At 72.7% G+C, this 22,246-nt stretch carries 23 protein-coding genes; 10 read left to right on the top strand and 13 right to left on the bottom strand.

All coding sequences use genetic code 11. The annotated features are described in order from the left end of the window. Nucleotides 1-44: 44 nt before the first annotated feature. On the top strand, nt 45-737 hold the full coding sequence (locus LTT61_RS15710; RefSeq protein ID WP_269821892.1) for a type IV toxin-antitoxin system AbiEi family antitoxin domain-containing protein: 693 nt from the start codon (nt 45-47) through the stop codon (nt 735-737). 33 nt (nt 738-770) lie between these two features. Beyond that, complete coding sequence (locus LTT61_RS15705; protein WP_233020695.1) at nt 771-1,679, top strand: nucleotidyl transferase AbiEii/AbiGii toxin family protein; 909 nt, start codon at nt 771-773, stop codon at nt 1,677-1,679. 10 nt (nt 1,680-1,689) lie between these two features. Here LTT61_RS15705 and menE read toward each other — a convergent pair whose 3' ends face one another. The 3 genes from menE to LTT61_RS15690 all read right to left on the bottom strand — a co-directional run bounded on the left by menE (nt 1,690) and on the right by LTT61_RS15690 (nt 4,359). Further along, a complete protein-coding gene (gene menE / locus LTT61_RS15700) occupies nt 1,690-2,826 on the bottom strand; it encodes an o-succinylbenzoate--CoA ligase (protein WP_233021034.1) in 1,137 nt (378 codons plus the stop codon). Nucleotides 2,827-3,085: 259 nt separating this feature from the next. Then, entirely contained in the window at nt 3,086-3,466 is a 381-nt protein-coding gene (locus LTT61_RS15695; protein ID WP_233020694.1) for a VOC family protein, read from the bottom strand. After that, the gene (locus tag LTT61_RS15690) at nt 3,466-4,359 is read right to left on the bottom strand and encodes a 1,4-dihydroxy-2-naphthoyl-CoA synthase (protein ID WP_233020693.1); all 894 of its coding nucleotides are present in this window, start codon (nt 4,357-4,359) and stop codon (nt 3,466-3,468) included. The genes LTT61_RS15695 and LTT61_RS15690 overlap by 1 nt, the downstream gene beginning before the upstream one ends. An 81-nt stretch (nt 4,360-4,440) precedes the next feature. Between LTT61_RS15690 and LTT61_RS15685 the strand changes: the two genes are divergently transcribed. The 3 genes from LTT61_RS15685 (at nt 4,441) to menD (ending at nt 7,377) form a co-directional block, all read left to right on the top strand. Continuing rightward, nucleotides 4,441-5,100, top strand: a complete 660-nt coding sequence (locus LTT61_RS15685) for a PaaI family thioesterase (RefSeq protein WP_233020692.1) — start codon at nt 4,441-4,443, stop codon at nt 5,098-5,100. Nucleotides 5,101-5,174: 74 nt separating this feature from the next. Further along, the gene (locus LTT61_RS15680) at nt 5,175-5,627 is read left to right on the top strand and encodes a DUF6918 family protein (RefSeq protein ID WP_233020691.1); all 453 of its coding nucleotides are present in this window, start codon (nt 5,175-5,177) and stop codon (nt 5,625-5,627) included. Between the two features lie 103 nt (nt 5,628-5,730). Further along, nucleotides 5,731-7,377: a 2-succinyl-5-enolpyruvyl-6-hydroxy-3-cyclohexene-1-carboxylic-acid synthase gene (gene menD, locus LTT61_RS15675; RefSeq protein ID WP_233020690.1), complete on the top strand. Its 1,647-nt coding sequence runs from the start codon at nt 5,731-5,733 to the stop codon at nt 7,375-7,377. A 3-nt stretch (nt 7,378-7,380) separates the two neighbouring features. Here menD and LTT61_RS15670 read toward each other — a convergent pair whose 3' ends face one another. Next, a complete protein-coding gene (locus LTT61_RS15670; RefSeq protein WP_233020689.1) occupies nt 7,381-7,575 on the bottom strand; it encodes a hypothetical protein in 195 nt (64 codons plus the stop codon). A 123-nt stretch (nt 7,576-7,698) separates the two neighbouring features. Between LTT61_RS15670 and LTT61_RS15665 the strand changes: the two genes are divergently transcribed. Then, complete coding sequence (locus LTT61_RS15665) at nt 7,699-8,280, top strand: TIGR03086 family metal-binding protein (RefSeq protein ID WP_269821891.1); 582 nt, start codon at nt 7,699-7,701, stop codon at nt 8,278-8,280. Between the two features lie 20 nt (nt 8,281-8,300). On the opposite strand, the gene LTT61_RS15660 is transcribed toward LTT61_RS15665, so the two are convergent. Beyond that, the gene (locus LTT61_RS15660; protein WP_233020688.1) at nt 8,301-8,924 is read right to left on the bottom strand and encodes a TetR/AcrR family transcriptional regulator; all 624 of its coding nucleotides are present in this window, start codon (nt 8,922-8,924) and stop codon (nt 8,301-8,303) included. A gap of 82 nt (nt 8,925-9,006) precedes the next feature. Here LTT61_RS15660 and LTT61_RS15655 point away from each other — a divergent pair, with 82 nt between their 5' ends. Beyond that, entirely contained in the window at nt 9,007-10,050 is a 1,044-nt protein-coding gene (locus LTT61_RS15655; RefSeq protein WP_233020687.1) for an aldo/keto reductase, read from the top strand. Here the strand turns inward: LTT61_RS15655 and LTT61_RS15650 are convergent. The 4 genes from LTT61_RS15650 to LTT61_RS15635 all read right to left on the bottom strand — a co-directional run bounded on the left by LTT61_RS15650 (nt 10,044) and on the right by LTT61_RS15635 (nt 16,852). Next, entirely contained in the window at nt 10,044-14,327 is a 4,284-nt protein-coding gene (locus LTT61_RS15650) for a bifunctional nitrate reductase/sulfite reductase flavoprotein subunit alpha (protein ID WP_233020686.1), read from the bottom strand. The two genes, LTT61_RS15655 and LTT61_RS15650, sit on opposite strands and share 7 nt — an antisense overlap. Before the next feature lie 121 nt (nt 14,328-14,448). After that, nucleotides 14,449-15,162 (bottom strand): demethylmenaquinone methyltransferase, encoded by a 714-nt coding sequence (locus LTT61_RS15645; protein ID WP_269821890.1) that lies wholly within the window; start codon nt 15,160-15,162, stop codon nt 14,449-14,451. Between the two features lie 35 nt (nt 15,163-15,197). Then, nucleotides 15,198-16,340 carry a glycosyltransferase family 4 protein gene (locus LTT61_RS15640; protein WP_233020685.1) on the bottom strand — a complete coding sequence of 381 codons (1,143 nt, stop codon included), beginning with the start codon at nt 16,338-16,340 and terminating at the stop codon, nt 15,198-15,200. A gap of 74 nt (nt 16,341-16,414) precedes the next feature. Beyond that, nucleotides 16,415-16,852 (bottom strand): DUF3592 domain-containing protein, encoded by a 438-nt coding sequence (locus LTT61_RS15635; RefSeq protein ID WP_378642845.1) that lies wholly within the window; start codon nt 16,850-16,852, stop codon nt 16,415-16,417. Between the two features lie 40 nt (nt 16,853-16,892). On the opposite strand from LTT61_RS15635, the gene LTT61_RS15630 reads away from it, so the two are divergent. Beyond that, complete coding sequence (locus LTT61_RS15630; RefSeq protein ID WP_233020684.1) at nt 16,893-17,399, top strand: DUF2505 domain-containing protein; 507 nt, start codon at nt 16,893-16,895, stop codon at nt 17,397-17,399. Between the two features lie 3 nt (nt 17,400-17,402). Here LTT61_RS15630 and LTT61_RS15625 read toward each other — a convergent pair whose 3' ends face one another. From LTT61_RS15625 to LTT61_RS15615, 3 genes are read right to left on the bottom strand one after another with little or no spacing between them, the layout of a single operon-like run. Beyond that, entirely contained in the window at nt 17,403-17,837 is a 435-nt protein-coding gene (locus LTT61_RS15625; protein ID WP_233020683.1) for a VOC family protein, read from the bottom strand. Nucleotides 17,838-17,847: 10 nt separating this feature from the next. Then, nucleotides 17,848-18,288 carry a helix-turn-helix transcriptional regulator gene (locus LTT61_RS15620; RefSeq protein ID WP_233020682.1) on the bottom strand — a complete coding sequence of 147 codons (441 nt, stop codon included), beginning with the start codon at nt 18,286-18,288 and terminating at the stop codon, nt 17,848-17,850. 1 nt (nt 18,289) lies between these two features. After that, nucleotides 18,290-19,534, bottom strand: a complete 1,245-nt coding sequence (locus tag LTT61_RS15615) for a geranylgeranyl reductase family protein (protein WP_233020681.1) — start codon at nt 19,532-19,534, stop codon at nt 18,290-18,292. Between the two features lie 113 nt (nt 19,535-19,647). Here LTT61_RS15615 and LTT61_RS15610 point away from each other — a divergent pair, with 113 nt between their 5' ends. Together LTT61_RS15610 and htpX are read left to right on the top strand one after the other, a co-directional pair. Next, nucleotides 19,648-20,670, top strand: coding sequence for a polyprenyl synthetase family protein (locus tag LTT61_RS15610; protein WP_233020680.1), 1,023 nt, complete (start codon nt 19,648-19,650; stop codon nt 20,668-20,670). A gap of 106 nt (nt 20,671-20,776) precedes the next feature. Continuing rightward, nucleotides 20,777-21,655, top strand: coding sequence for a zinc metalloprotease HtpX (htpX, locus tag LTT61_RS15605; protein ID WP_233020679.1), 879 nt, complete (start codon nt 20,777-20,779; stop codon nt 21,653-21,655). Here htpX and LTT61_RS15600 read toward each other — a convergent pair. Beyond that, entirely contained in the window at nt 21,652-22,143 is a 492-nt protein-coding gene (locus LTT61_RS15600) for a YajQ family cyclic di-GMP-binding protein (protein ID WP_233020678.1), read from the bottom strand. The genes htpX and LTT61_RS15600 overlap by 4 nt on opposite strands. Nucleotides 22,144-22,246 lie beyond the last annotated feature (103 nt).

The raw sequence follows: 22,246 nt of genomic DNA, 5'->3' as shown, positions 1-22,246 counted from the left end.
CTTATTGTGTCTCGAGAGTTACCCAATTTGGCTATTATTGCGCCATGCCGTCAAAGAGTTCTCACCTGATTTCTCTCGCGGCAGATCAGCGGGGGCTCGTTACCAGCCGCCAGGCGGGTCGCGTGGCTTCGGCGACTCCGCAACAGCTCAAGCGCCTGGCCGACTCCGGAGTGCTGGAGCGGCTGCACCACGGCATCTACCGGCTCGCTCGCGTTCCACCCGACGACCACCTGGAGATGCGGGTGGCGTGGCTCGCCCTCGATCCGGGCACCGTGACCTGGGAGCGGGCGCGCCAGGAGGTGCCGACGGGGGTGGTGTCGCACCGCAGCGCGGCCCGCCTGCACCGCCTGGGAGATCTGGAGGCCGACGAGGTCGAACTGACCACCACCCGCCGGATTCGGCTATCCCTGCCCGACGTGGTGATTCATCGCGGCCCCCTCGTCCGCGACGACTGGCAGATCGTCGACGGCCTACCGGTGACCACGGCCCGACGCACGATCGGTGACCTCGCGGAGGATTCTCTGGACTCCGGACATCTGGCCTCGGTCGTACGGGACGCGCTCACCGGCAGCATGCTCACGATCGACCAGGCCGTGGAGGCTCTGGCCCCGCACGCCTTCCGCTACGGGCACCGGGCCCTCGACGGCGCGGGTTTCCTCGACGCACTCATCGCGGAAGCCGGCGTCCCGCTCAACACCCTCGCTCTCGCCGACATCGCGAGACGTCTCGAGTCCTGAGAAGCACGGTCCGACAGCAAGGAGCACCCCTTGATGGCGTCCTCGTCACGCCTTCCCTCCGCGGTTCGAACGAGCCTGACCGATCGGCTGAAGTCTTTCGCGAGAGCGCATGACCAGCCGTACCCGGCCGTGCTGCGCCGCTTCGTCATGGCCCGCTTTCTGGCACGGATCTTCGACGCCGACCCCGACGGCTGGATTCTGAAGGGCGGCGTCAGCATGATGGTGCGTCTGCCGGAGGCGCGGCACAGCAAGGACATCGACATCGTGGCCGCCACTGCGATACCGGAGGCGGTGGCGGAGCTGCGCCGCATCGGACGGGACCACGACATCGACCACTTCGTCTTCGAAGTCGGTCCCGCGACGGAACTGAGTAACGGCAAAGGCGCCGAGGTCCGGGTCGGGGCTCTGCTCGGCACCACCGAACTCGACGCCTTCTCGATCGACCTCGTCGCCGGGACCCGCGAACTGGTCGGGCCGGTGGAGCGCCACCCCCTTCCCCGGCTGGTGGACAGCGAGGACTTTCCTCGGGAAGCTACCGCTAAGCTCTACCCGCTCGCGGACCAGATCGCGGACAAGATCTGCGCGATGTACGAACGACACGGCTCGGCCGGGACCGAATCGGGACGCTACCGCGACCTGATCGACCTCCTGCTGATCAGCGATTTCCTCGCCATAGACCTCGTGCAAACCACCGCCGCGCTCGAACGTGAGCGCGAGTTCCGCGGTATCCCCTCCCTACCGCGCGAACTCGAAAGCCCCGGTCCCACCTGGCCGAAGAATTGGCCGAAGAACGCGCGCCGGAGCCCGCTCGCCGAGGCGCATCACGACCTCGATACAGCGCTCGCCGCCGCGGGCCGCTGCTACAACCACATCCTCGGCGCACTGCCCTCCGCCGATGTCACCTCGACCTGGAACCCCGAACGAGAGACCTGGGCAAACTGACAGCCCGAGCTCACCGGGAGCTGTGCGCCAGGAGGTGGTCGCGGAGGGCGGCGCGGTCCGGTTTGCCCGGACCTCGCAGTGGGAGTTCGTCGAGGACGGCGAGTTCGCGGGGGGCGGCGATGGCGTCGAGTTCGGCGGTGACGTGGGCGCGGAGCTCGTCCAGGCTCGGGGGCTCGGCGCCTGGCACCGGGACGATGACGGCGGCTACCCGCTGACCCAGACGGTCGTCGGGCAACCCGAGCACGACGCACTCGGCGACGGCGGGATGCGTCCCGAGCACCGCTTCGACGACCTGCGGGAGAACCAGCAACCCCCCGGTGCTGATCCCCTCGTCCAACCGGCCGGTCACCCGGAGCACCCCGTCCTCGAGGACACCGGCGTCGTCGGTGCGGAACCATCCGGGCTCGGCGAAGGCGGGGTGCTCCGGGTGGTTGCGGTACCCGATGGCGACGGTGGCCCCGCCGAGCAGCACCCGCCCGTCCTCGATCCGCAACCTGACCCCGTCGAGCGGGATCCCGTCGTAGACGCACCCCCCGCAGGTCTCACTCATCCCGTAGGTGCGGACGACGCGAATCCCGGCGGCCTGCGCCCGCTCCAGCACCCGGGCCGGCGTCGCCGCGCCGCCGACGAGCACCGCGTCCAGCCCGGCCAGCGCGGCCGCCGCGACGGGCGATTCCAGCGCCTTGATCAGCTGGGTGGGCACGAGCGAGGTGTACCGCCGCTCCCCGCCCATGGCCCGGATCGCCCCGGCCAGCGCCTCCGGCAGGAATCCGCCGCCGACGTCGAGCACGACCGGCTCGGTCCCCGCCTGGATACTGCGCAGCAACACCTGGACGCCCGCGATGTGGTGCGTCGGCAGCGCCAGCAACCACTGCCCCGGCCCGCCGAGCCGCTCGTGCGTCGCGCTCGCGCTCGCCCGCAGCGCGGCGGAGCCGAGCATGGCGCCCTTGGGCACCCCGGTCGTGCCGGAGGTGGTGACGACCAGCGCCACGTCCTCGTCGATCGGCTCGCCGGGGGCGAGCGCGTCACCGAGCCTGCGCGCCTCGCGCCGGTCGCTGTTCGGCACCGGGAGCCATGCCGGGCCGGTGCCCTCGAGCGCGTCGCGCAGGTGCGGGAGCACGTCGCCGACGCCGGACCCGGTCGGCATCGGCAGGATCCGAAGGGGCTTGCTCACGAGAGCGATCGTGTCATGTCCGCGTGCGTGCACACGGAACGGGTGGTCCGGCAACCCGCGCGGCGCGCCCGGGAGCGGGCCGACAACGGCTCAGGTACGACAGGCATCGAAACCGCGATTCTCTCGTCCGACGGAACGCGGCGAGATGGCTCCCGGACGTCGGCGGTCGGGTCTCGCCCGAGTCGTTATCGTCCCTTTCGGTTTGCTTGCTGGCAACTCGAAGGTGGCGAGCTCAGCGCGAATCGCGGCGCAGCGGGTGCTCGGCGGGGATCTCGACCAGCACGATCGGCACCCCGTCCGGGTCGGCGATCCACATCTCCAGCAACCCCCACGGCTCCCGCTTCGGCTCCCGGTCGACGCGCACCCCCGCCCGCGCGAGTTCGGCGGCGGCAGCCGCGATATCGCGCACCTGCAGCCAGATCGCGCCGCCGAAGTGCGAGGGCTCGCCGGAGCCGCCGTGCGCGGCGACTTCGATCGAGGACTGCCCCGCGAAGAGGACCGTGCCGCCCGGATACTCCCTGGCGATCGCGAGCCCGAGCGCGTCCCGGTAGAAGGCCAGCGTCGCCTCGTAGTCGCCGGGGCGCAGGATGATCCGGCTGCTCAGGATGTCCATCAGAAGTACCAGGGGTAGGGGGACCAGTCCGGCGCGCGCTTCTCCAGGAAGGAGTCCCGCCCCTCGACCGCCTCGTCGGTCATGTACGCCAGCCTGGTCGCCTCGCCCGCGAAGAGCTGCTGGCCGACCAGCCCGTCGTCGGCCAGGTTGAAGGCGTACTTGAGCATGCGCTGCGCCTGCGGCGACTTGCCGAGGATGTCGGCGGTCCACTCCAGCGCGACGTTCTCCAGCTCGGCGTGGTCGACCACCTCGTTGACCGCGCCCATCCGGTGCATCTCCTCGGCGGTGTACGGGCGGCCGCGGAAGAAGATCTCCCTGGCGAACTTCTGCCCGACCATCTTGGCCAGGTAGGCGCTGCCGTAGCCGCCGTCGAAGCTGCCGACGTCGGCGTCGGTCTGCTTGAACTTCCCGTGCTCCCGGCTGGCCAGGGTGAGGTCGCAGACCACGTGCAGGCTGTGCCCGCCGCCCGCGGCCCAGCCGTTCACCAGCGCGATCACCACCTTCGGCATGAACCGGATGAGCCGCTGCACCTCCAGGATGTGCAGCCGCCCGGCGCGCGCCGGGTCGACCGTTTCCGCGGTCTCGCCGTCCGCGTACTGGTAGCCGCTGCGGCCGCGGATGCGCTGGTCGCCGCCGGAGCAGAAGGCCCAGCCGCCGTCCCTCGGGCTCGGGCCGTTGCCGGTGAGCAGCACCGCGCCGACGTCGGAGGTCATTCTGGCGTGGTCGAGCGCCCGGTGCAGCTCGTCCACCGTGTGCGGGCGGAAGGCGTTGCGCACCTCCGGCCGGTCGAACGCCACCCGCACCGTGCCCTGCGACAGGTGCCGGTGGTAGGTGATGTCGGTCAGGTTCTCGAAGCCGGGTACCGGGCGCCACAACGCGGGATCGAAGGTCACCCCGCGATTATCGGCGCTCGGCGAAACAGCGCGGGAGCGCCCCCGTTCGGACGGTGTACAACACCCGGATAGCGTGCAGGGATGAGCGAGAAAATAGAACCGGTTATCGACCTGAGCGCGATCGACCCGGAGCGGTACGAGCAGCACGCCCGGTTCTTCCCGAAGGTGTCGCGGGAGCCGATCGGCCCGAGCTTCGGGCCGTTCGTCGACGCGCTGCGCCGGGTGCAGGATCTCGCGGTGAGCGTCGACGCGCCGGACGGGGTCTACGCCGAGGCCGCGGCGCTCGCCGAGCGGCTGGCCGCGCTGCTGGAGCCGCACCGGGCGCCGGAGCTGCAGGGCCCGGCGGGGCGCGCGGTGGAGCTGCCCGGCCGCGGCAGCCTGCTGCTGCTCCCGTGGCAGACGGCCGAGGCCGGGCCGGACGGGGTCGCGATGACCGGCGTTTTCCGCCGCTTCCATCTCGGCGGCAACGGCGCCGCGCACGGCGGGGTGCTCCCGCTGCTCTTCGACGAGCTCTTCGGCTCGGTGCTGCACTACGCGGGCAGGCCGATCAGCCGAACCGGCTACCTGCACGTGAACTACCGCAAGGTAACCCCGCTGGAGCGGACGCTGGCCGTTCGCGGACGGGTCGATCGGGTCGAAGGACGGAAGACCTTCGTCACCGCGGAGCTCCGCGATGATCAGGGCGAATTGCTCGCGGATGCCGAAGGATTGATGATTCAACTGCTGCCGGGGCAGCCGTAGCCGGGTGGATGCGGGCGGCGGTGCGTATAGTGGCGCGTGCTCGTACAACGAACCGATTCCGGAGGAACCTGAAAGTGGTTGCAGCACTGTCTGAATCCCTGCTCGACGATGCCAAGCGGCCGGCCTTCCTTGCCGACGCTGTCGAGGTCCTGGATGCCGAGGTCTCGGACAAGGGTGGTGCGTCCGGCCTCGCTGTGAAGGGTGGCTACGCGGCGGTCAAGAAGATCGGCCCGTCCATCGTCCCCGACGCCCTGGAGTCCCTGGCTCCGCGCCTGGTCGCCCAGCTGGAGCCGTACTGGCAGGAATACACCGCGTCCGGCAGCACCGGCAGCTTCGCCGATCTGCTGGTCGCCAAGTCCGACGAGGTCGCCGAGGCGCTGCTCGCGGTGACCGACGAGCGGGCGAAGGCCTCGACCCGCCCCGCGCTGCAGAAGGTGTACTCCTCGCTGCGCTCCTCGGCCAAGAAGAACGTGGTCGAGGCGCTGCCGCGGGTGGGCGCGCTGGTCCAGCGGCACGCGACGGCCTGACCCGTGTCTCGCGCCGCCGCCGCTGTCGCCGGCGGCGCGAGCGTCGCCCGGCTGTGAGCAGGGCGACGCGGCGGCACCGGCCCGAGTCTGGAAGTCTGGAGACGTGAATCCGTCAACAGCGCAGGCTCAGGTCGTCGTCGACGAACTGGTGCGCGGCGGGGTGCTGGACGTGGTCCTGTGCCCCGGCTCCCGCAATGCCCCGCTGGCCTTCGCACTGCAGGCCGCGGATGCGGCGGGGCGGCTCCGGCTGCACATGCGCATCGATGAGCGCACCGCGGGATTCCTCGCGATCGGGCTCACCCTGTCCGGCCGCGCCCCGGTGCCGGTGGTGATGACGTCCGGCACCGCCGTGGCCAATCTGGGCCCCGCCGTGCTGGAGGCCAACTACGCCAGGGTGCCGCTGGTGGTGCTCAGCGCCAACCGGCCCTACGAGATGCTCGGCACCGGCGCCAACCAGACGGTCGAGCAGCTCGGGCTCTTCGGCAGCCAGGTGCGCGCCACCATCAGCCTCGGGCTCGCGGAAGAAGAGTCCGATCCTCTCGGCGGAGCCGAGCGAGGGCGCAGCTACCCGCGGCAGAACAGCGTCTGGCGCTCGGCGGTCTGCCGGGTGCTCGCCGCCGCCCGCGGCACCCGCTCCGGCAATGCCGGGCCGGTGCACTTCGACATCCCGCTGCGCGAGCCGCTGGTCCCCGACCCGGACGCGCCCGCGATCCCCGGCCGCGCGGGCGATGCCCCGTGGACCCGCACCCAGAACGCCACGCTCGACGTCCCGCTCGCCATCGACCTCACCGCGGACACCGTGGTGATCTCCGGCCACGGCGCCGGGCTACGGCCCGAGCTCGCCGCGCTACCGACCGTCGCCGAGCCGACCGCGCCGCTGCACGGCCCCGCCCTGCACCCGCTGGCGCTGCCGCTGCTCCGGCCGAAGCAGGCGATCATCACCGGCCGCCCGACCCTGCACCGCCCGGTCGCCAAGCTGCTCGCCGACCCCGAGGTCACCGTCTACGCGCTGACCACCGGCCCGCGCTGGCCGGACGTCTCCGGCAATGTCGTCGGCACCGGGACCAGGGCCGTCGTCTCCGGCGTTCCGGACCCGGGATGGCTCTCCCGCTGCCACGACCTCGACGTGCGCGCGCACCATGCCGTCCGGGACGAACTCGCCAGGCACCCCAAGCCGACCGGGCTGCACGTCGCCGCCGTGGTCGCCGACGCGCTGCGCGATGGCGACCAGCTGCTGCTCGGCGCCTCCAACCCGGTGCGCGACACCGCGCTGGTCTCCGCGCCGCGGCCGGGCATCACCGTGGTCTCGAACCGCGGCGTGGCCGGTATCGACGGCACCGTCTCCACCGCGCTCGGCGCCGCCATGCGGCACGACGGCCGCACCTTCGCCCTGATCGGCGACCTGACCTTCCTGCACGACGCCGCCGGGCTGCTCATCGGCCGCGGTGAGCCGCGCCCGGACGACCTCACCATCGTGGTCGCCAACGACGACGGCGGCGGCATCTTCGAGCTGCTCGAACAGGGCGACCCGCAGTACGCCGGGGTCTTCGAGCGGGTCTTCGGCACCCCGCACGGCATGGATCTGGCCGCGCTCTGCGCGGCCTACCGCATCCCGCACCGGCAGGTGGACACCGCCGAGCTGGCGGCGGCGCTCACCGGCCACGCGCACGGGGTGCGGGTGCTCGAGGTCGCGACCGAGCGCTCCGGGCTGCGCGAGCTGCACGCCTCGGTGCGCGCCGCCATCGGCTGAGCGCTACTCCCGCTCGTCGTCGAGCGGGACCTCGATGCGCTGCTCCACCACGTCGGCGGGGTCGGCGCTCCACAGGTCGCCCGGCACCTCCGGCGGCGGCGCGTCGTCGTCCGGGGCGACCGGGCGGGACTGGTCGGCCAGATCGGCCTGATCGGCCTCGGACACCTCGAACGTGGCGGGCGTGCTGCGATCTACCATCGTGCGCTCCTCTTCCTCGGGGGTTTCCGTCCGCACCAGGCATACCCACGGCGCGGCGATGAATTCCGCGGGCCGGCTCCGTCGGTATCGGGGAGAGCCCGTTCCGAGAACAGGAGATCCGCCGTGACCACTGCCGCCCCCACCTTCGATTTCGCCGTCGCCGCCGACCGGATGGCCGCCCTGGTCGCCGGGATCGGCGACGACCAGCTCACCGGCCCGACCCCGTGCCCCGGTGTTCCGGTGGCCGCCCTGCTCGGGCACGTCGCCGGGCTCACCGAGGCATTCCGGCAGGCCGCGGTCAAGGAGGCCGGTGGTTCGCAGCCGCCCGAGGTGGCCGCGAGCGAGCTGCCCGCTGACTGGCGCACGCTCATCCCGGCGCGGTTGAACGCGCTGGTCAGTGCCTGGCGCGAGCCGGCGGCGTGGGCAGGGGAGACCGAGGCGGGCGGGGTCACCGCGCCCGCGCCGGCCATGGCGGCGGTGGCGCTGGACGAGCTCGTCATCCACGGGTGGGACCTGGCCCGCGCCACCGGGCTGCCCTTCGACGTGACGCCGGGTGAGCTGGAGGTGCTGGAGGAGTTCCTCGCCGAGGTGCCCGCGGAGGGGACGCCGGGGCTCTTCGGCCCGGTCCAGCCGGTCGCTGGGGACGCCTCCCGCCTGGACCGGGTGCTGGCCCGCACGGGTCGCAGGGCCGACTGGGCCGCCTGAGGCGCAGGCCCGGGTCGCGCCTACTCCGCCGCGGCTCGGGTCGACGCGACGAACCGGCCCGCTGCGACCGCGTCCATGGCCGCTTCGGCGGCGCGCACCGCGGCGGCATCGTCGAGCGGATCGCCGCTGATCAACAGCCGGTAGTAGAGCGGAGCCGAGACCGCGGAGAGTACCGCCCGCGGATCGGTGCCGACCGGCGCCTCCCCGCGCGCGATCCCGTCGGTGACACACGGCGCCCACTCCGCCAGCCGCACGTCGTAGAAGCGCCGCAGCGCAACCTCGGTCGCGGGGTCGGCCGTCCCGGCCGCGATCACCGCGCGGAACAGCCGTCCCTGCCTGGCGTCGGTGAGCGTGCCGAGCACCAGCCGGGCATTGGCAAGCAGATCCCCGCGCAGGGTGCCGGTGTCGGCGCGCGGCACCGACTCCTCCGCCATCGCCACCAGCAGGTCGGTCACCAGCCCGGCGGGCGTGCCCCAGCGCCGGTACACGGTGGTCTTGCCGACCTCGGCCAGCGCGGCCACCTCGGTGAGATCCAGCGCGCCGAGGCCGCGCTGTGCCAGCAGGTCGCCCGCGGCCCGCAGCACCGCCGCGCGCACCCGGGCGGTGCGCCCGCCGGGCCGGACCGACCCCGGGTCCGAAGTCATAACGGGTCTCCAGTTCCATTTGTAGCCGCTCGGGCGTACCGTCGGACGAGTTAACGGAACTATAGACCCTTTAGGAGTGGTCATGGAGTATCGGCGATCCGGTGCCTCCGGTCTCGTCCTGCCCGTGCTCGGATTCGGCGCGGGCACCTTCGGCGGCCGCGGCGAACTCTTCGGCGCCTGGGGCGACACCGACGTGGCCGCCGCCCGGCGGCTGGTCGACATCTGCCTGGAGGCGGGCGTCACCCTCTTCGACACCGCCGACGTCTACTCCGACGGCGCCTCGGAGGAGGTGCTCGGCGCGGCGCTGCGCGGCCGCCGCGACCGGGTGCTGATCAGCACCAAGGCCGGGCTGCCGACCGGCCCCGGCCCCGACGAGGCCGGCACCGGCCGCGCCCGGCTGGTGCGCGCGGTGGAGGCGGCGCTGCGCCGGCTCGGCACCGAGCACATCGACCTGTTCCAGTTGCACGCCTTCGATGCGCGCACCCCGGTCGAGGAGACGCTGAGCGCGCTCGACGACCTGGTGCACGCGGGCAAGCTCCGCTATATCGGCGCCTCCAACTTCGCCGGGTGGCAGCTCATGAAGTCGCTCGCCGCCGCCGACCGGAACGGGCTCACCAGGTACGTCGCGCACCAGGTCTACTACTCGCTGGTCGGCCGGGACTACGAGTGGGAGCTCATGCCGCTCGGCCACGACCAGGGCGTCGGCGCGCTGGTCTGGTCACCGCTGGGGTGGGGGCGGCTGACCGGGCACATCCGCCGCGGCGCCGCGCTGCCGCCGGGCAGCAGGCTGCACCGAACCGCCGCCGCGGGCCCGCCGGTGGACGACGAGCGGCTGTACCGGGTGGTCGACGTGCTGGACGAGCTCGCCGCCGAGACCGGCCACGCCGTGCCGCAGCTCGCCCTGGCCTGGCTGCGCACCCGGCCGACCGTGACCAGCGTGATCGTCGGCGCGCGGAACGAGGAGCAGCTGCGGCAGAATCTCGGCGCGCTCGAGGTCGCGCTGACGCCGGAGCAGCTGGCCCGGCTGGACGCCGCCAGCGCGACCACCCCGCCCTATCCGCGCTACCCCTACCACCGGCTGCCGGACTTCGCCCGGCTCGACCCGCCGCTGGCCGCCGCTCAGTAGACGTCCCGGACGTAGCGCTTCTCCGCGACGAGCTGCTTGCGGAAGGCGCGGGCGCCGTCGTCGTCGAGCTTGCCGTGCACCCTGGCGATGGTGAGCAGCGCCTCGTCGACGTCGGTCGCCATCCTGGCCGCGTCCCCGCAGACGTAGAAGTACGCGCCGTCGCGCAGCCAGGACCACAGCTCGGCGCCGTGCTCGATCATCCGGTGCTGCACGTAGACGCGCTCCCGCTGGTCCCGGGAGAAGGCCAGGTCGAGCCGGGTGAGGAAGCCGGAGCGGAACATGTCCTCCAGCTCGGCGCGGTAGTAGAAGTGCTGCGCGGCGTGCTGGTCGCCGAAGAAGAGCCAGTTGCGGCCGGGGGCGCCGAGCGCGCGGCGCTCGTGCAGGAAGCCGCGGAAGGGGGCGATGCCGGTGCCGGGGCCGACCATGATCATCGGGGCGGTGCGGTCCAGCGGCGGGCGGAAGTGCGGCGCGCGCTGCAGGAAGATCGGGACCTCGGTGCCTGCCCGGTCGGCGAGGAAGGTGGAGCAGACGCCGCCGCGCTCGGCGTAGCGGACGACGCCGACGGTGAGCTCCACCTCGTGCGGGCTCACCCGCGGGCTGGAGGAGATCGAGTACTGGCGCGGTTGCAGCTTCTTCAGCGCGCCGAGCCACTCCACCAGGTCGGCGCGGACCGGGAAGTCGCGCAGCACGTCGACCGCCTGCTTGTCCCAGAGGTAGCTGTCGAGTTCGTTGCGGTTGTCCCGGCGCAGCAGCTTCGCCAGCTGGTTGTTGCCGGGATGGTGCTCGGCGACGAAGGTGAGCAGGTCGTTGCTGACCCTGGTGATGTCGTAGCGGGTGGCGAGCGCCTCGGCCAGCGGGAGGTCGGCGCCGTCCACCTCGACCGGGCGGGCGCCGTCGAGGCCGGTGGCGGCGAGCCACTCGGCGACCAGCGCGTCGCCGTTGCGCGGCCAGATGCCGAGCGCGTCGCCCGCCTCGTAGCGGACGTCGAGGTCGCGCAGGTCGAAGCCGAAGCGGCGGACCTCCTTGGCGCTGCCCGCGGAGAGCACCTCGTTGCGCACCAGGGGCGCGCGGACCGGCGCGTTGCGGGTGAACCGCGCGGCGCGCTTCGTCGCCGGGCGCACCGCCGTCGCGATCCCGCCCCCGGCCGGGCTGGAGGCACCCCCCGCTCCGGCGCGCATGCTGCCCGGGCCACCACCCGCGCCGAGCAGGATGCCGCCCCTGTTCAGCGGTGCGCCGCCGGCGTTGGCCGGTACCCCGCCCGTGCTGACCGGGCGGCCGTCGGCGCCGCCGGGAAACCCGCCGGGGCCGACCGGCACACCGCCGGTGCCCGCGGGGCCGCCGTTCGCGCCCGAGGGGCCGCCGTCAGCGCCCGAGGGGCCGCGACCAGCGCTATCGCCCGCGGGCCCGGCATCGGGACCACCCGACCCGAGCGCCGCGAGCACCGCGTCCAACCAGGCATCCGCCGCCTCGTCGTACTCCGGCTCACTGTCCACCCTGGTCAGCAACCGCTGCGCGCCGCGGGCGGCGAAGGTCTCGTCCAGCTTGCGGCCGTGCCCGCAGAAGTCGTCGTAGGAGGAGTCGCCGAGCGCGAAGACGGCGTACCGCATGCCGCTGAACCGCCCGGGATGCTCGGCCAGCCGCTCCCTGAAGTCGCGGCCGTTGTCCGGCGGCCCGCCGTCGCCGAAGGTGCTGCTCACCACCAGCACGTCGCCGCCGAGCTCGGCCGGGTCGCAGGCGTCCATGTCGCGCAGCCGGGGGCTGAACCCGGCCGCGGTGAGCCGCCCGGCTGCGCTCGCCGCCAGCTCCTCGGCGGTGCCGGTCTGCGAGGCCCAGAGCACCGTCACCGCGCGCTCCGGCGCCGCGTCGGCGGCCTCGCCCGCCCGCGAGTACATCCCGGCAAGCAACCCGTCGATCCAGATCCGGCTGCCCGGCGAGATCGGCGCGGTCACCGGGAGCACCGGCTGCCCGGTCACCGGGAGCGACTGCAGCGCGGCGAGGTAGCCGGAGAGGTAGATCCGCTCCGCCTCGCTCAGCGTCGGCGCGGTGCCGTCCAGCCCGAGCGCCGCGGCCAGCGGGTGCGCCGCGGGGGCGGGCTGCGGCGCGGGCCGGGGTGCGGCGGGCACCCGGCGCAGCGCCACCGCGCAGGCCTTGAACTCCGGTTGCAAGGAGACCGGGTCGACCGCGTCGTTGGTGACGGCGTTGATGGTCAGGTACTCGCCGTGTTCGTCGTTCCAGTGGAACGGCGCGAAGCAGTCACCGGGCCGCACCCGATCCGAGATCCGGGCGGGCAGCACCGCCCGGCCCCGGCGCGAGGTGATCTCGATCCCGTCGCCCGGCCGGATCTCGAGCCGCTCCGCGTCGGCCGGGCAGATCTCCAGGAACGGCTCCCCGGTGAGCTTGGTGAGCTTGCCGATCCGCCCGGTCTTGGTCATGGTGTGCCACTGGTGCTGGAGCCTGCCGGTGTTGAGCAGGAACGGGTGGTCGTCGTCCGGCATCTCCCGCGGCGGCAGGTGCGGCCGCGCGAGGAAGACCGCGCGCCTGCTCGGCGTGGCGAAGGCCAACCGCGGGGTGCTGCCGTCCGCGGCGGTGAACAGCGTCTGGCTGACCCCGTCGTTGACGTAGCGGATCGGGTTGCGCGGCCGCTCCGGGTCGGGGCACGGCCACTGCATCGGCCCGTCGAGCAGCGCCGCGTGGCTCATGCCGCGCAGGTCGTAGCCGGTGGCCGGGTTGGCGAAGCGGGTGATCTCGGCGAAGACCTCGGCCGCCGTCTCGAACTCGAAGCCGGGGAAGCCCATGGCCCGCGCGACCTGCGCGATCAGCAGCCAGTCCGGCCTGGCGTCGCCGCGCGGCGGCACCGCCTGCCGGAGCAGCGTCACCGTGCGCTCGGAGTTCACCATGGTGGCCTCCGCCTCGGCCCAGAGCGTGGCGGGCAGCACGATGTCGGCGTAGGTGTTGGTCGCCGTCGCGGCGTAGGCGTCCTGGGTGATCACCAGGTCCGCGGCCTCCAGCCCGGCGATCACCGTGGTCCGGTTCGCCACCGTCGCCACCGGGTTGGTGCAGATGATCCAGGCCGCCCTGATCCGCCCCGCGCTCATCTCCCGGAACATCTCGATGGTGCCCGGCCCGGCCTCGTCCCGGATGGTGCCCGGCGGCAGCTCCCACGCCGTCTCCACGAAGGCGCGGTCGGCGGGGGAGAGCAGGCTGCGCTGGCCGGGCAGCCCCGGCCCCATGTACCCCATCTCCCGCCCGCCCATGGCGTTCGGCTGGCCGGTGAGCGAGAACGGCCCGCTGCCCGGACGGCAGATGGCCCCGGTGGCGAGATGCAGGTTGACCACCGCGTTGGTGTTCCAGGTGCCGTGCGTGGACTGGTTCAGCCCCATCGTCCACAGCGACATCCACTCGCCCGCGTCGGCGATCATCCGCGCCGCGGTACGGATGTCCGGCTCGGCCAGCCCGGTGAGCTCGGCGACCCGCTCCGGCGGGTACTCGGCCAGGAACTCCGGCATGGCGTCCCAGCCCTCGGTGTGTGCGGCGATGAACTCGGCGTCGATCGCGCCGTCGGCGACGAGCAGGTGCAGCAGGCCGTTCAGCAGCGCCAGGTCGGTGCCGGGCGCGATCTGCAGGAAGAGGTCGGCGCGGTCCGCGGTCTCGGTGCGGCGCGGGTCGACCACGATCAGCTTGGCCCCGGCCTTGAGCCGGTCCGCCATCCGCAGGTGCACGATCGGGTGGCAGTCGGCGGTATTGGCGCCGATCACGAAGAACAGGTCGGCGGCGTCGATGTCGTCGTAGGAGCCGGGCGGGCCGTCCGACCCGAGCGACTGCTTGTAGCCGGTGCCCGCGCTGGCCATGCAGAGCCGCGAGTTGGCCTCGATGTGCACCGTGCGCAGGTACCCCTTGGCCAGCTTGGTGGCCAGGTACTGCGCCTCCAGCGACATCTGCCCGGAGACGTACAGCGCGACGGCGTCCGGCCCGTGCTCGTCCAGGATCGCCCTCAGCCGGGCCGCGGCCTCGGCGACGGCGTCGTCCACCGGAACCGGCTCCGGCTCGCGGTCCCGCGCCGGACGCCGCAGCGCGGTGCTCATCCGCCCGTCCGTGCGCATGAGCTCGGCGTGCGTCGCGCCCTTGGTGCAGAGCCTGCCCGCGTTCGCCGGGTGCAGCTTGTCGCCCGCGACCTTCGCGATCACCGGCACGCCGCGCTCGACCCCGGTCGCCACGGTGATGCCGCAGCCGACACCGCAGTACGAGCACTGTGTGCGCACCGTATCCGCTTCCCGCATGGAGTCCATGGTGCTGCGGCGCGGTTGCGCGGTTTTTACCCGACGTTATCGACAGGTGACATTCCGCCTCACCGGCGGAAATTCTTCCGGTGAGCTGTGGCGGGAATCACGAAAGCGCAGGTCAGCCGAGCTTGAAACCCCGGTGCAGGGCGACTACGCCGCCGGTCAGGTTGCGCCACTTCACCGTGGACCAGCCCGCCTCGGTGATCCGCCGCGCCAGCTGGCGCTGCGCGGGCCAGGCCCGGATGGACTCGGCCAGGTAGACGTAGGCGTCCGGGTTGCTGCTCACCGCGCGCGCCACCCGGGGCAGCGCCTTCATCAGGTACTCCATGTAGACCGTGCGGAACGGCCCGAGCACCGGCGTGGAGAACTCGCAGATCACCAGCCGCCCGCCGGGCTTGGTGACGCGCAGCATCTCGCGCATGGCGAGGTCGATGTCGGCGACGTTGCGCAGCCCGAAGGAGATGGTGACGGCGTCGAAGGAATCGTCGGCGAAGGGCAGCGCCATGGCGTCGCCCGCGACCATCGGCACCTGCCTGCCGCGCCCCGCGGCCAGCATGCCCTGCGAGAAGTCGGCGGCGACGCACCAGGCGCCGGAGCGGCGCAGCTCCACCGTGGAGACGCCGGTGCCTGCGGCCAGGTCGAGCACCCGCTCGCCGGGGCGCGGATCGAGCGCGCGCCTGGTCGCCCAGCGCCAGTACCGGTCCTGCCCGCCGGAGATCACGGTATTGGTGAGGTCGTACCGCTTCGCGACCCCGTCGAACATCGACGCGACCTCGTCCGGCCGCTTCTCCAGCGAGGCCCGGATCGTCTCGCGCTGTCCTGTTTTCGCCACACCGCGACCCTATCCGGTCACGGGTGTTTCACCCTTCAGGCCGTGTGTGATGTGCGTTCCGTCCAGCCGGTGACCGCGGCGTAGTGCCCCATGAGCTCGTCGCAGATCGCGGGCCAGGTGCGGTGCAGCACCGACTTGCGGGCCGCGACGGCGTATCTGGCGCGCAGCGCCGGATCGCGCAGCGCCTCGACCGCGCTCGGCAGCAGCTCCTCGAACCGCTCCACCGGGAGCAGGTAGCCGTTGCGGCAGTGCGCGACGAGGTCGCGCGGGCCGCCCGCGTCCGGCCCGATCACCGGTACGCCCGCGGCCAGTGCCTCCTGCACGCCCTGGCAGAAGGTCTCGTGCTCGCCCGGGTGCACCATGACGTCCAGGCTCGCGTACGCCGCGGCCAGCTCCAGCCCGCCCAGCTCGCCGGTGAAGACCGCGCCGGGCAGCAGCTGTTCGAGCCGGGCGCGCTCCGGGCCGTCGCCGACGATCACCAGCCGCACGCCGGGATCGCGGGCGAGCGCGGCCAGCCGGTCCACGTGCTTCTCCGGCGCCAGCCTGCCGACGAAGCCGACCAGCATCCGTTCGGTGCCGCCGAGCCAGCGTTCGCGCAGCTCCCGGCTGCGCCGCGAGGGCGCGAAGCGGGCGATGTCGACGCCTCGGCCCCAGCGGTGCACCCGGGGGATGCCGTGTGCGGCCAGATCGGCGGCGGCCGCGCTGGACGGCGCGAGCGTGCGGGTGGCGCCCTCGTGGATCCGCCTGGTCCAGCCCCAGGCGGCCCGTGCGGCCAGGCTCAGCCCGTAGCTGGCGGCGAAGCCGGCCACGTCGGTCTGGTAGACGGCGACGCTCGGCAGGTCGAGCCGCAGCGCCGCGCCGAGCCCGCCCGCGCCGAGCAGGAAGGGCGAGGCCAGGTGCACCACGTCGGCGTCGAAGGCGGCGATGGCGGCGGTGATGCCCGGCTGCGGCAGCCCGACCGGCAGCGAGCTGATCTTCGGCACCATGACCGCAGGCACCCGGTGCACCCGGAATCTGCCCTGGTGATCCGGGGCGGGCGGCAGCCCGCGCACGGTGTCGGGCGCGACCACGATGGCGTCGTGGCCGAGCCGGTCCAGATGGTCGAGCACCCGGAGGACGGAGTTCGTGACACCGTTCATGTTCGGCGTGAACGACTCCGCGACGATGGCTACGCGCACCCGTCCAGCCTCGCAATTCCGGTGACCGGCGGCGCCACGGCTTCGTGAAGGGCGCGGAAAGTTCCGGCGAACGCTCAGTTCTTCCTGCGCCGCGGCAGGTACCACAGCAGCGGAAGGGCGATCAGCCAGACGACCACGATCACCGACCCCGCCGGGATGATCGCCACGGTGGCGTCGCGCCCGGCCACCCGCACCAGATCCGGGTCGGCCCGGTTGTACTCGACATTGATGTTCTGCCCGGCGGTCAGGTTGGTCGGGTACAGCACCCCGACCTTGGGGTTGTGCGTCACGCCGTCCGGCGTCACGTACATGACGGCCGAGCGCAGCCGCCCGGCGGAGAGCACCTCGGCCGTGGTCACGCCGCGATCCGAGCTGATCAGGTAGTCGTTGCGGAAGGCGGCGAGCACGAGCAGCACCATGAGCGCGCTGATCGCCGCGGCGACGACGAGCACCGTCAGCCCGCCCCGCCCCAGCGAACCCGAACGCGCCACGCGGAGGCTGGTTTCCGACACCGGGCCAGGTTAATGGACGGGTCCGCTAGCGTGTGCGCCCATGTCCCGCACCTATAGCTTCACCGTGCCCTATTCCGCCCCGGTGACCCTGCTTCACCGGGCATACACCGATCCCGAGGCCTGGCGCGCGCGCTTCGCCGAGGCCAAGTCCGCGAACTACGACCTCGAGCACCCCGACGGCGAGGGCAGTATCCGCATCCACATGTCCGAGCGGGTCGGCGGCGACGCCGTGCCCAAGGTGGTCCGCTCGGTGCTCGGCCGCGAGTTCACCCTGGAGCGCACCGACACCTGGAACCGGCTGGACGGCGAGCGCGCCACCGGCTTCTTCACCGCCGCCACCACCGGGGTGCGTGGCGAGCTCGCAGGCGACTACCTGCTCCGGCCCACCGCCGAGGGCGCCGTGCTGGAGATCAGCGGCGAGGCCAAGTTCGACGTCCCGGTGGTCGGCGGCGCGCTGGAGCGCATGGTCGAGCAACTGCACCAGCGCGTGGTGCAGAACGAGCGCGAGTTCTTCGGCACGTGGCTCGCCGAGCACCCCGAGGGGTGAGGCTCAGGCGAAGTCGGCGGGGGTGAACTCCTTCCGCTCCACCAGCACCAGCCAGTTCCCGGAGTTGTCCCGGACGATGGCCTCGGTGCCGTAGGGCCGCTCGGCAGGCGGCTGCACGAACTCCACGCCCTTCGCGGTGAGCTCCTCGAAGGTCCGCTGGCAGTCGTCGGTCCGCAGGCCGAGCGCCCCGTGCGTGCCGTTGGCGAGCGACCGGCGGATGGCGTCGGCCAGCTCCGGGTCGAGCGGCGGGCCCGGCACCATGAGCGTGATCTCCAGCTCCGGGTGGTCCGGGTGCACGATGGTGACCCAGCGGAAGCCGTTGTCGCCCATGCTGATGTCGGCGGCCCCGACGAAGCCCAGCTTCTCCAGGTACCACTGCTTGGCGGCCTCCTGGTCGGTGACGTACACGGTGACCAGGGAAACATTGGTGATCGTCATACCGCCGAGGCTAGGAGCCGGAGCCGGGTTCCCGCTTCTCCGGAATTGCGGTCCGGTCCGAGAGCCCGTGCATGAAGACGTAGCAGCCGGGGATGCGCGGCGCCCCGTCGGCGAACTTGGCCTGGTAGTCCGATGGCGCCACCCCGACCAGCGCGCGGAACCGGCTGCTGAACGAGCCGAGGCTGCTGTAGCCGACCAGCATGCAGACCTCGGTCACGGTCAGGTTGGTCGCGCGCAGCAGATCCTGCGCCCGCTCGATCCGGCGCTCGGTGAGGTACGCGGCCGGGGTCCGGCCGTACACCGCCGCGAAGGCGCGCAGGAAGTGGAACTTGGAGACGCCCGCCGCCGCGGCCAGCGCGGTCAGGTCGAGCGGCTCGGCGTAGTGCCGGTCGGCCAGGTCGCGGGCCCGGCGCAGGTGCGGCAGCAGCGCCAGCGGCGGCCTGGCGGGCATCTCAGGCGAAGGGGACGAGGTCGTCGGCGCGCATCGACCCGCGCCCCGCCGCCCGCCACAGCCGGGCGGTGAGGTCGGCGTCCTCGTCGGTCACCAGGTTGCCCATCACCCGCACCGCGGTGCGGCGCAGCAGCGCCGAGCGCATCAGCGGCGGCCCGCCGAGCGGCACCATCCGCGGGTGCGTCGCCATGCCGGCGATCCGGCGCGCCACCGAGAAGGTGCGGCCGTAGCGGGCGCGGAGCAGCTCCGGCCAGACGGTGCTCAGGTCGGGCTCGTCCAGCAGCGCGGCCAGCATGTGCCCGCCCTCGAGCCCGTAGTCGATGCCCTCGCCGTTGAGCGGGTTCACGCAGCCGGCGGCGTCGCCGATCAGCACCCAGTTCGGCCCGGCGACGTTCGACACCGCGCCGCCCATCGGCAGCAGCGCCGACGCCACCGCGCGCAGCTCGCCGTCGAAGGCCCACTCGTCCCTTCGCTGTGCGGTGTAGTGCTCCAGCAGCGGCTTCAGCGCGATGTGCGACGGCCTGCGCTCGGTGGCCAGCGAGCCGACGCCGATGTTCACCTCGCCGTTGCCGAGCGGGAAGATCCAGCCGTACCCGGGCACCAGCGCGCCGTCGGCGTTGCGCAGCTCCAGGTGCGAGGTGATCCACTGGTCGTCGCTGCGCGCCGAGCGGATGTAGGCCCGCGCCGCGGTGCCGTAGGCGAAGCGGCGGTGCCAGCTGCGGCCGAGCTGCTTGCCGATCGGCGAGCGCACCCCGTCGGCGACCACCAGGGTCCGGCACTCGACGGTGTGCATGCCGGAACCGGTCTTGACGGTGATCCCGCGCACCCGCTCGCCGTCGCGGAGCACCTCGACGGCCTTGGTGCCGTCCAGCATGCGCGCGCCCGACTTCACCGCCGTCTGCCGCAGCGTGTCGTCCAGCTCGGTGCGCGGCACCGCGCTGCCGTAGGTCGGGAACGACCCGACCGGCCAGGGCAGCAGCTCCTCCCGGCCGAACCCGGTCATCCGCAAACCGTGGTTGACGGTGTGCGCGCGCAGCCACGGCCCGAGCCCGAGGTGCTCGAGCTCGGCGGTGGCGCGCGGGGTGAGGCCGTCGCCGCAGGTCTTGTCCCTCGGGAAGACCGCGCCGTCGATCAGCAGCACGTCACGGCCGTCCCTGGCCGCCCAGGCGGCGGCCGCCGAGCCCGCCGGGCCCGCGCCGACCACGAGCACCTCGACCGCGGCGGGGATGACGTCCGGTGCTTCCATTGCTCCATCCTCGCAGGGCCGCGCCCGCGCGCAAGTGACGGTGTTCATGGGCGGCCGTGCCGCGACAGGCTAGGTTCTCTACCGTGGGGTCGGACGCGTCGCTGGGAGAAGAGATGAGTACATCGGCTGTGAGCGCGGGGAACACGGTGGTGGGCGGGGTCGAACTCGGCGACGACAAACTCGCCGAGACCGTTCGCACCGGCCTCGCCGCCGTGGAGAACCTGCTGGTCGAGGAGCTCTCCGACGGCGCGGACTTCCTCCAGGAGGCCGCGCTGCACCTCGCCAAGGCGGGCGGCAAGCGGTTCCGCCCGCTCTTCACGATCCTCACCGGACAGCTCGGCCCGCGCCCCACCGACCCGGACCTGATCACCGCGGGCACCGTGGTCGAGCTGGTGCACCTCGCGACGCTCTACCACGACGATGTGATGGACGAGGCACAGCTGCGCCGCGGCGCCCCCAGCGTCAACGCCCGCTGGGGCAACAGCTTCGCCATCCTGGCGGGCGACTACCTCTTCGCGCACGCCTCCCGGCTCACCTCCACGCTCGGCCCGGACGCGGTGCGGATCATCGCCGAGACCTTCGCCGAGCTGGTCACCGGCCAGATGCGGGAGACCATCGGCGCCGCCGAGCGGCAGGACCCGGTCGAGCACTACCTGCGCGTGGTCTGGGAGAAGACCGGCTCGCTGATCGCCGCGGCCGGGCGCTTCGGCGGCACCTTCTCCGGCGGTGATCCCGAGCACGTCGAGCGGCTGGCCCGGCTCGGCGACGCGGTCGGTACCGCCTTCCAGATCTCCGACGACATCATCGACATCTCCTCGGCCGCCGAGCAGTCCGGCAAGACGCCAGGCACCGACCTGCGCGAGGGCGTGCACACCCTGCCGGTGCTGTACGCGCTGCGCGAGGAGGGGCCGGTCGGCGACCGGCTGCGCACCCTGCTCGCCCGCCCGCTGAGCAGCGACGAGGAGGTGAGCGAGGCGCTTGCCCTGCTCGCCGGCTCGCGCGGCCTGGTCGAGGCGGGGGAGAAGCTGCGCGGCTACGCCGACCTCGCCTACGCCGAGCTGGCCGCGCTGCCCGCGGGCCCGGCCAACGACGCGCTGGAGCAGCTGGTCCGCTACACCATCGAGCGCGTCGGCTGAATCACCCCGATCGACCCACCCCGTGCGGAACTCCGCACGGGGTCCGGGTCGTTGTCGCCTAGGACAGCAAGGGTGAGAAGGGGGATCGCGGGGGGCGAGGAGCGGAATGCACGGGCACGGCTACGCCAACGGACTGAAGACCTTCGGCCTCATGGTCGGGCTCTCCGCCCTGATCGTGCTGGCCGGCGCCCTGTTCCGGAATCCGGTGATCCTGGTGATCGCGGTGCTGATCGCCGTCGGCACCAACGCGTACGCGTACTTCAACAGCGATCGGCTGGCGCTCAAGGCCATGCACGCCCAGCCGGTCTCCGAGCTGGAGGCGCCGGTCATCTACCGGATCGTCCGCGAGCTCGCGACGCTCGCCCGCCAGCCCATGCCGCGGCTCTACATCAGCCCGACCAACGCCCCGAACGCCTTCGCGACCGGCCGCAACCCGCGGCACGCCGCGGTCTGCTGCACCAGCGGCATCCTGCAGCTGCTCGACGAGCGTGAGCTGCGCGCGGTGCTCGGCCACGAGCTCTCGCACGTCTACAACCGCGACATCCTGATCTCGTCGGTCGCCGGCGCGCTCGCCGCGGTGATCTCCGGCTTGGCGAACCTGGCCTACATCACCTCGTTCTTCGGCGGCAACCGGGACGGCGGGCCGAACCTGATCGGGGTGCTGCTGCTCTCGCTGCTCGGCCCGATCGCGGCCGCGCTGGTCAAGCTGGCGGTCTCCCGGTCGCGGGAGTACCAGGCCGACCAGTCCGGCGCCGAGCTGACCGGCGACCCGCTGGCGCTCGCCTCCGCGCTGCGCAAGCTGGAGCGCGGCACGCAGGCGGCGCCGCTGCCGCCGGAGCCGCAGCTCACGGCGCAGTCGCACCTGATGATCGCCAACCCGTTCCGGGTCGGCGAGCGCGGCGCAAGGCTCTTCTCCACGCATCCGCCGATCGCCGACCGGATCGCCCGGCTGGAGGAGCTGGCCGGCGGCCGCCGCCTGCCCTAGCGGTAGTTCACGAACTGCAGCGCGATCCCGAAGTCCTCGCCCTTGAGCAGCGAGATCACCGCCTGCAGGTCGTCCCGCTTCTTGCTGCTCACCCGCAGCTCCTCGCCCTGGACCTGGGCCTTGACGCCCTTCGGCCCCTCGTCCCTGATCTTCTTGGTGATCTTCTTGGCGTGCTCGGTGTCGATGCCCTGCACCAGCGTCCCGGTGACCTTGTAGATCTTGCCGGAGACCGCGGGCTCGCCCGCCTCGAACGCCTTGAGCGAGATGTCCCGCCGGATCAGCTTCTCCTTGAAGACCTCGAGCGCCGCCTTCACCCGCTCCTCGGCGTCGGCGCTGAGCACGACCTTGTCGTCACCGGACCACTCGATGGAGGCGCCGGTGCCGCGGAAGTCGTACCGGGTGCCCAGCTCCTTCGCGGCCTGCTGCAGCGCGTTGTCGACCTCCTGGCGGTCGACCTTGCTCACGACATCGAACGACGAATCGGCCACGCTGTGCTCCTGTCCCCGAGGTATGTATGCACCGGGCACATTAGCGCGCGTGACCTGGTGGTTTGCAATCCGGGGGGCCCCGGGATGTATTCTGCTCATCGCA

The organism is Nocardia asteroides, assembly GCF_021183625.1.
Classification (GTDB): domain Bacteria; phylum Actinomycetota; class Actinomycetes; order Mycobacteriales; family Mycobacteriaceae; genus Nocardia; species Nocardia asteroides_A.
Note: the sequence above shows the minus strand (reverse complement) of the source record. Positions and strands in the feature narration are given on the sequence as shown.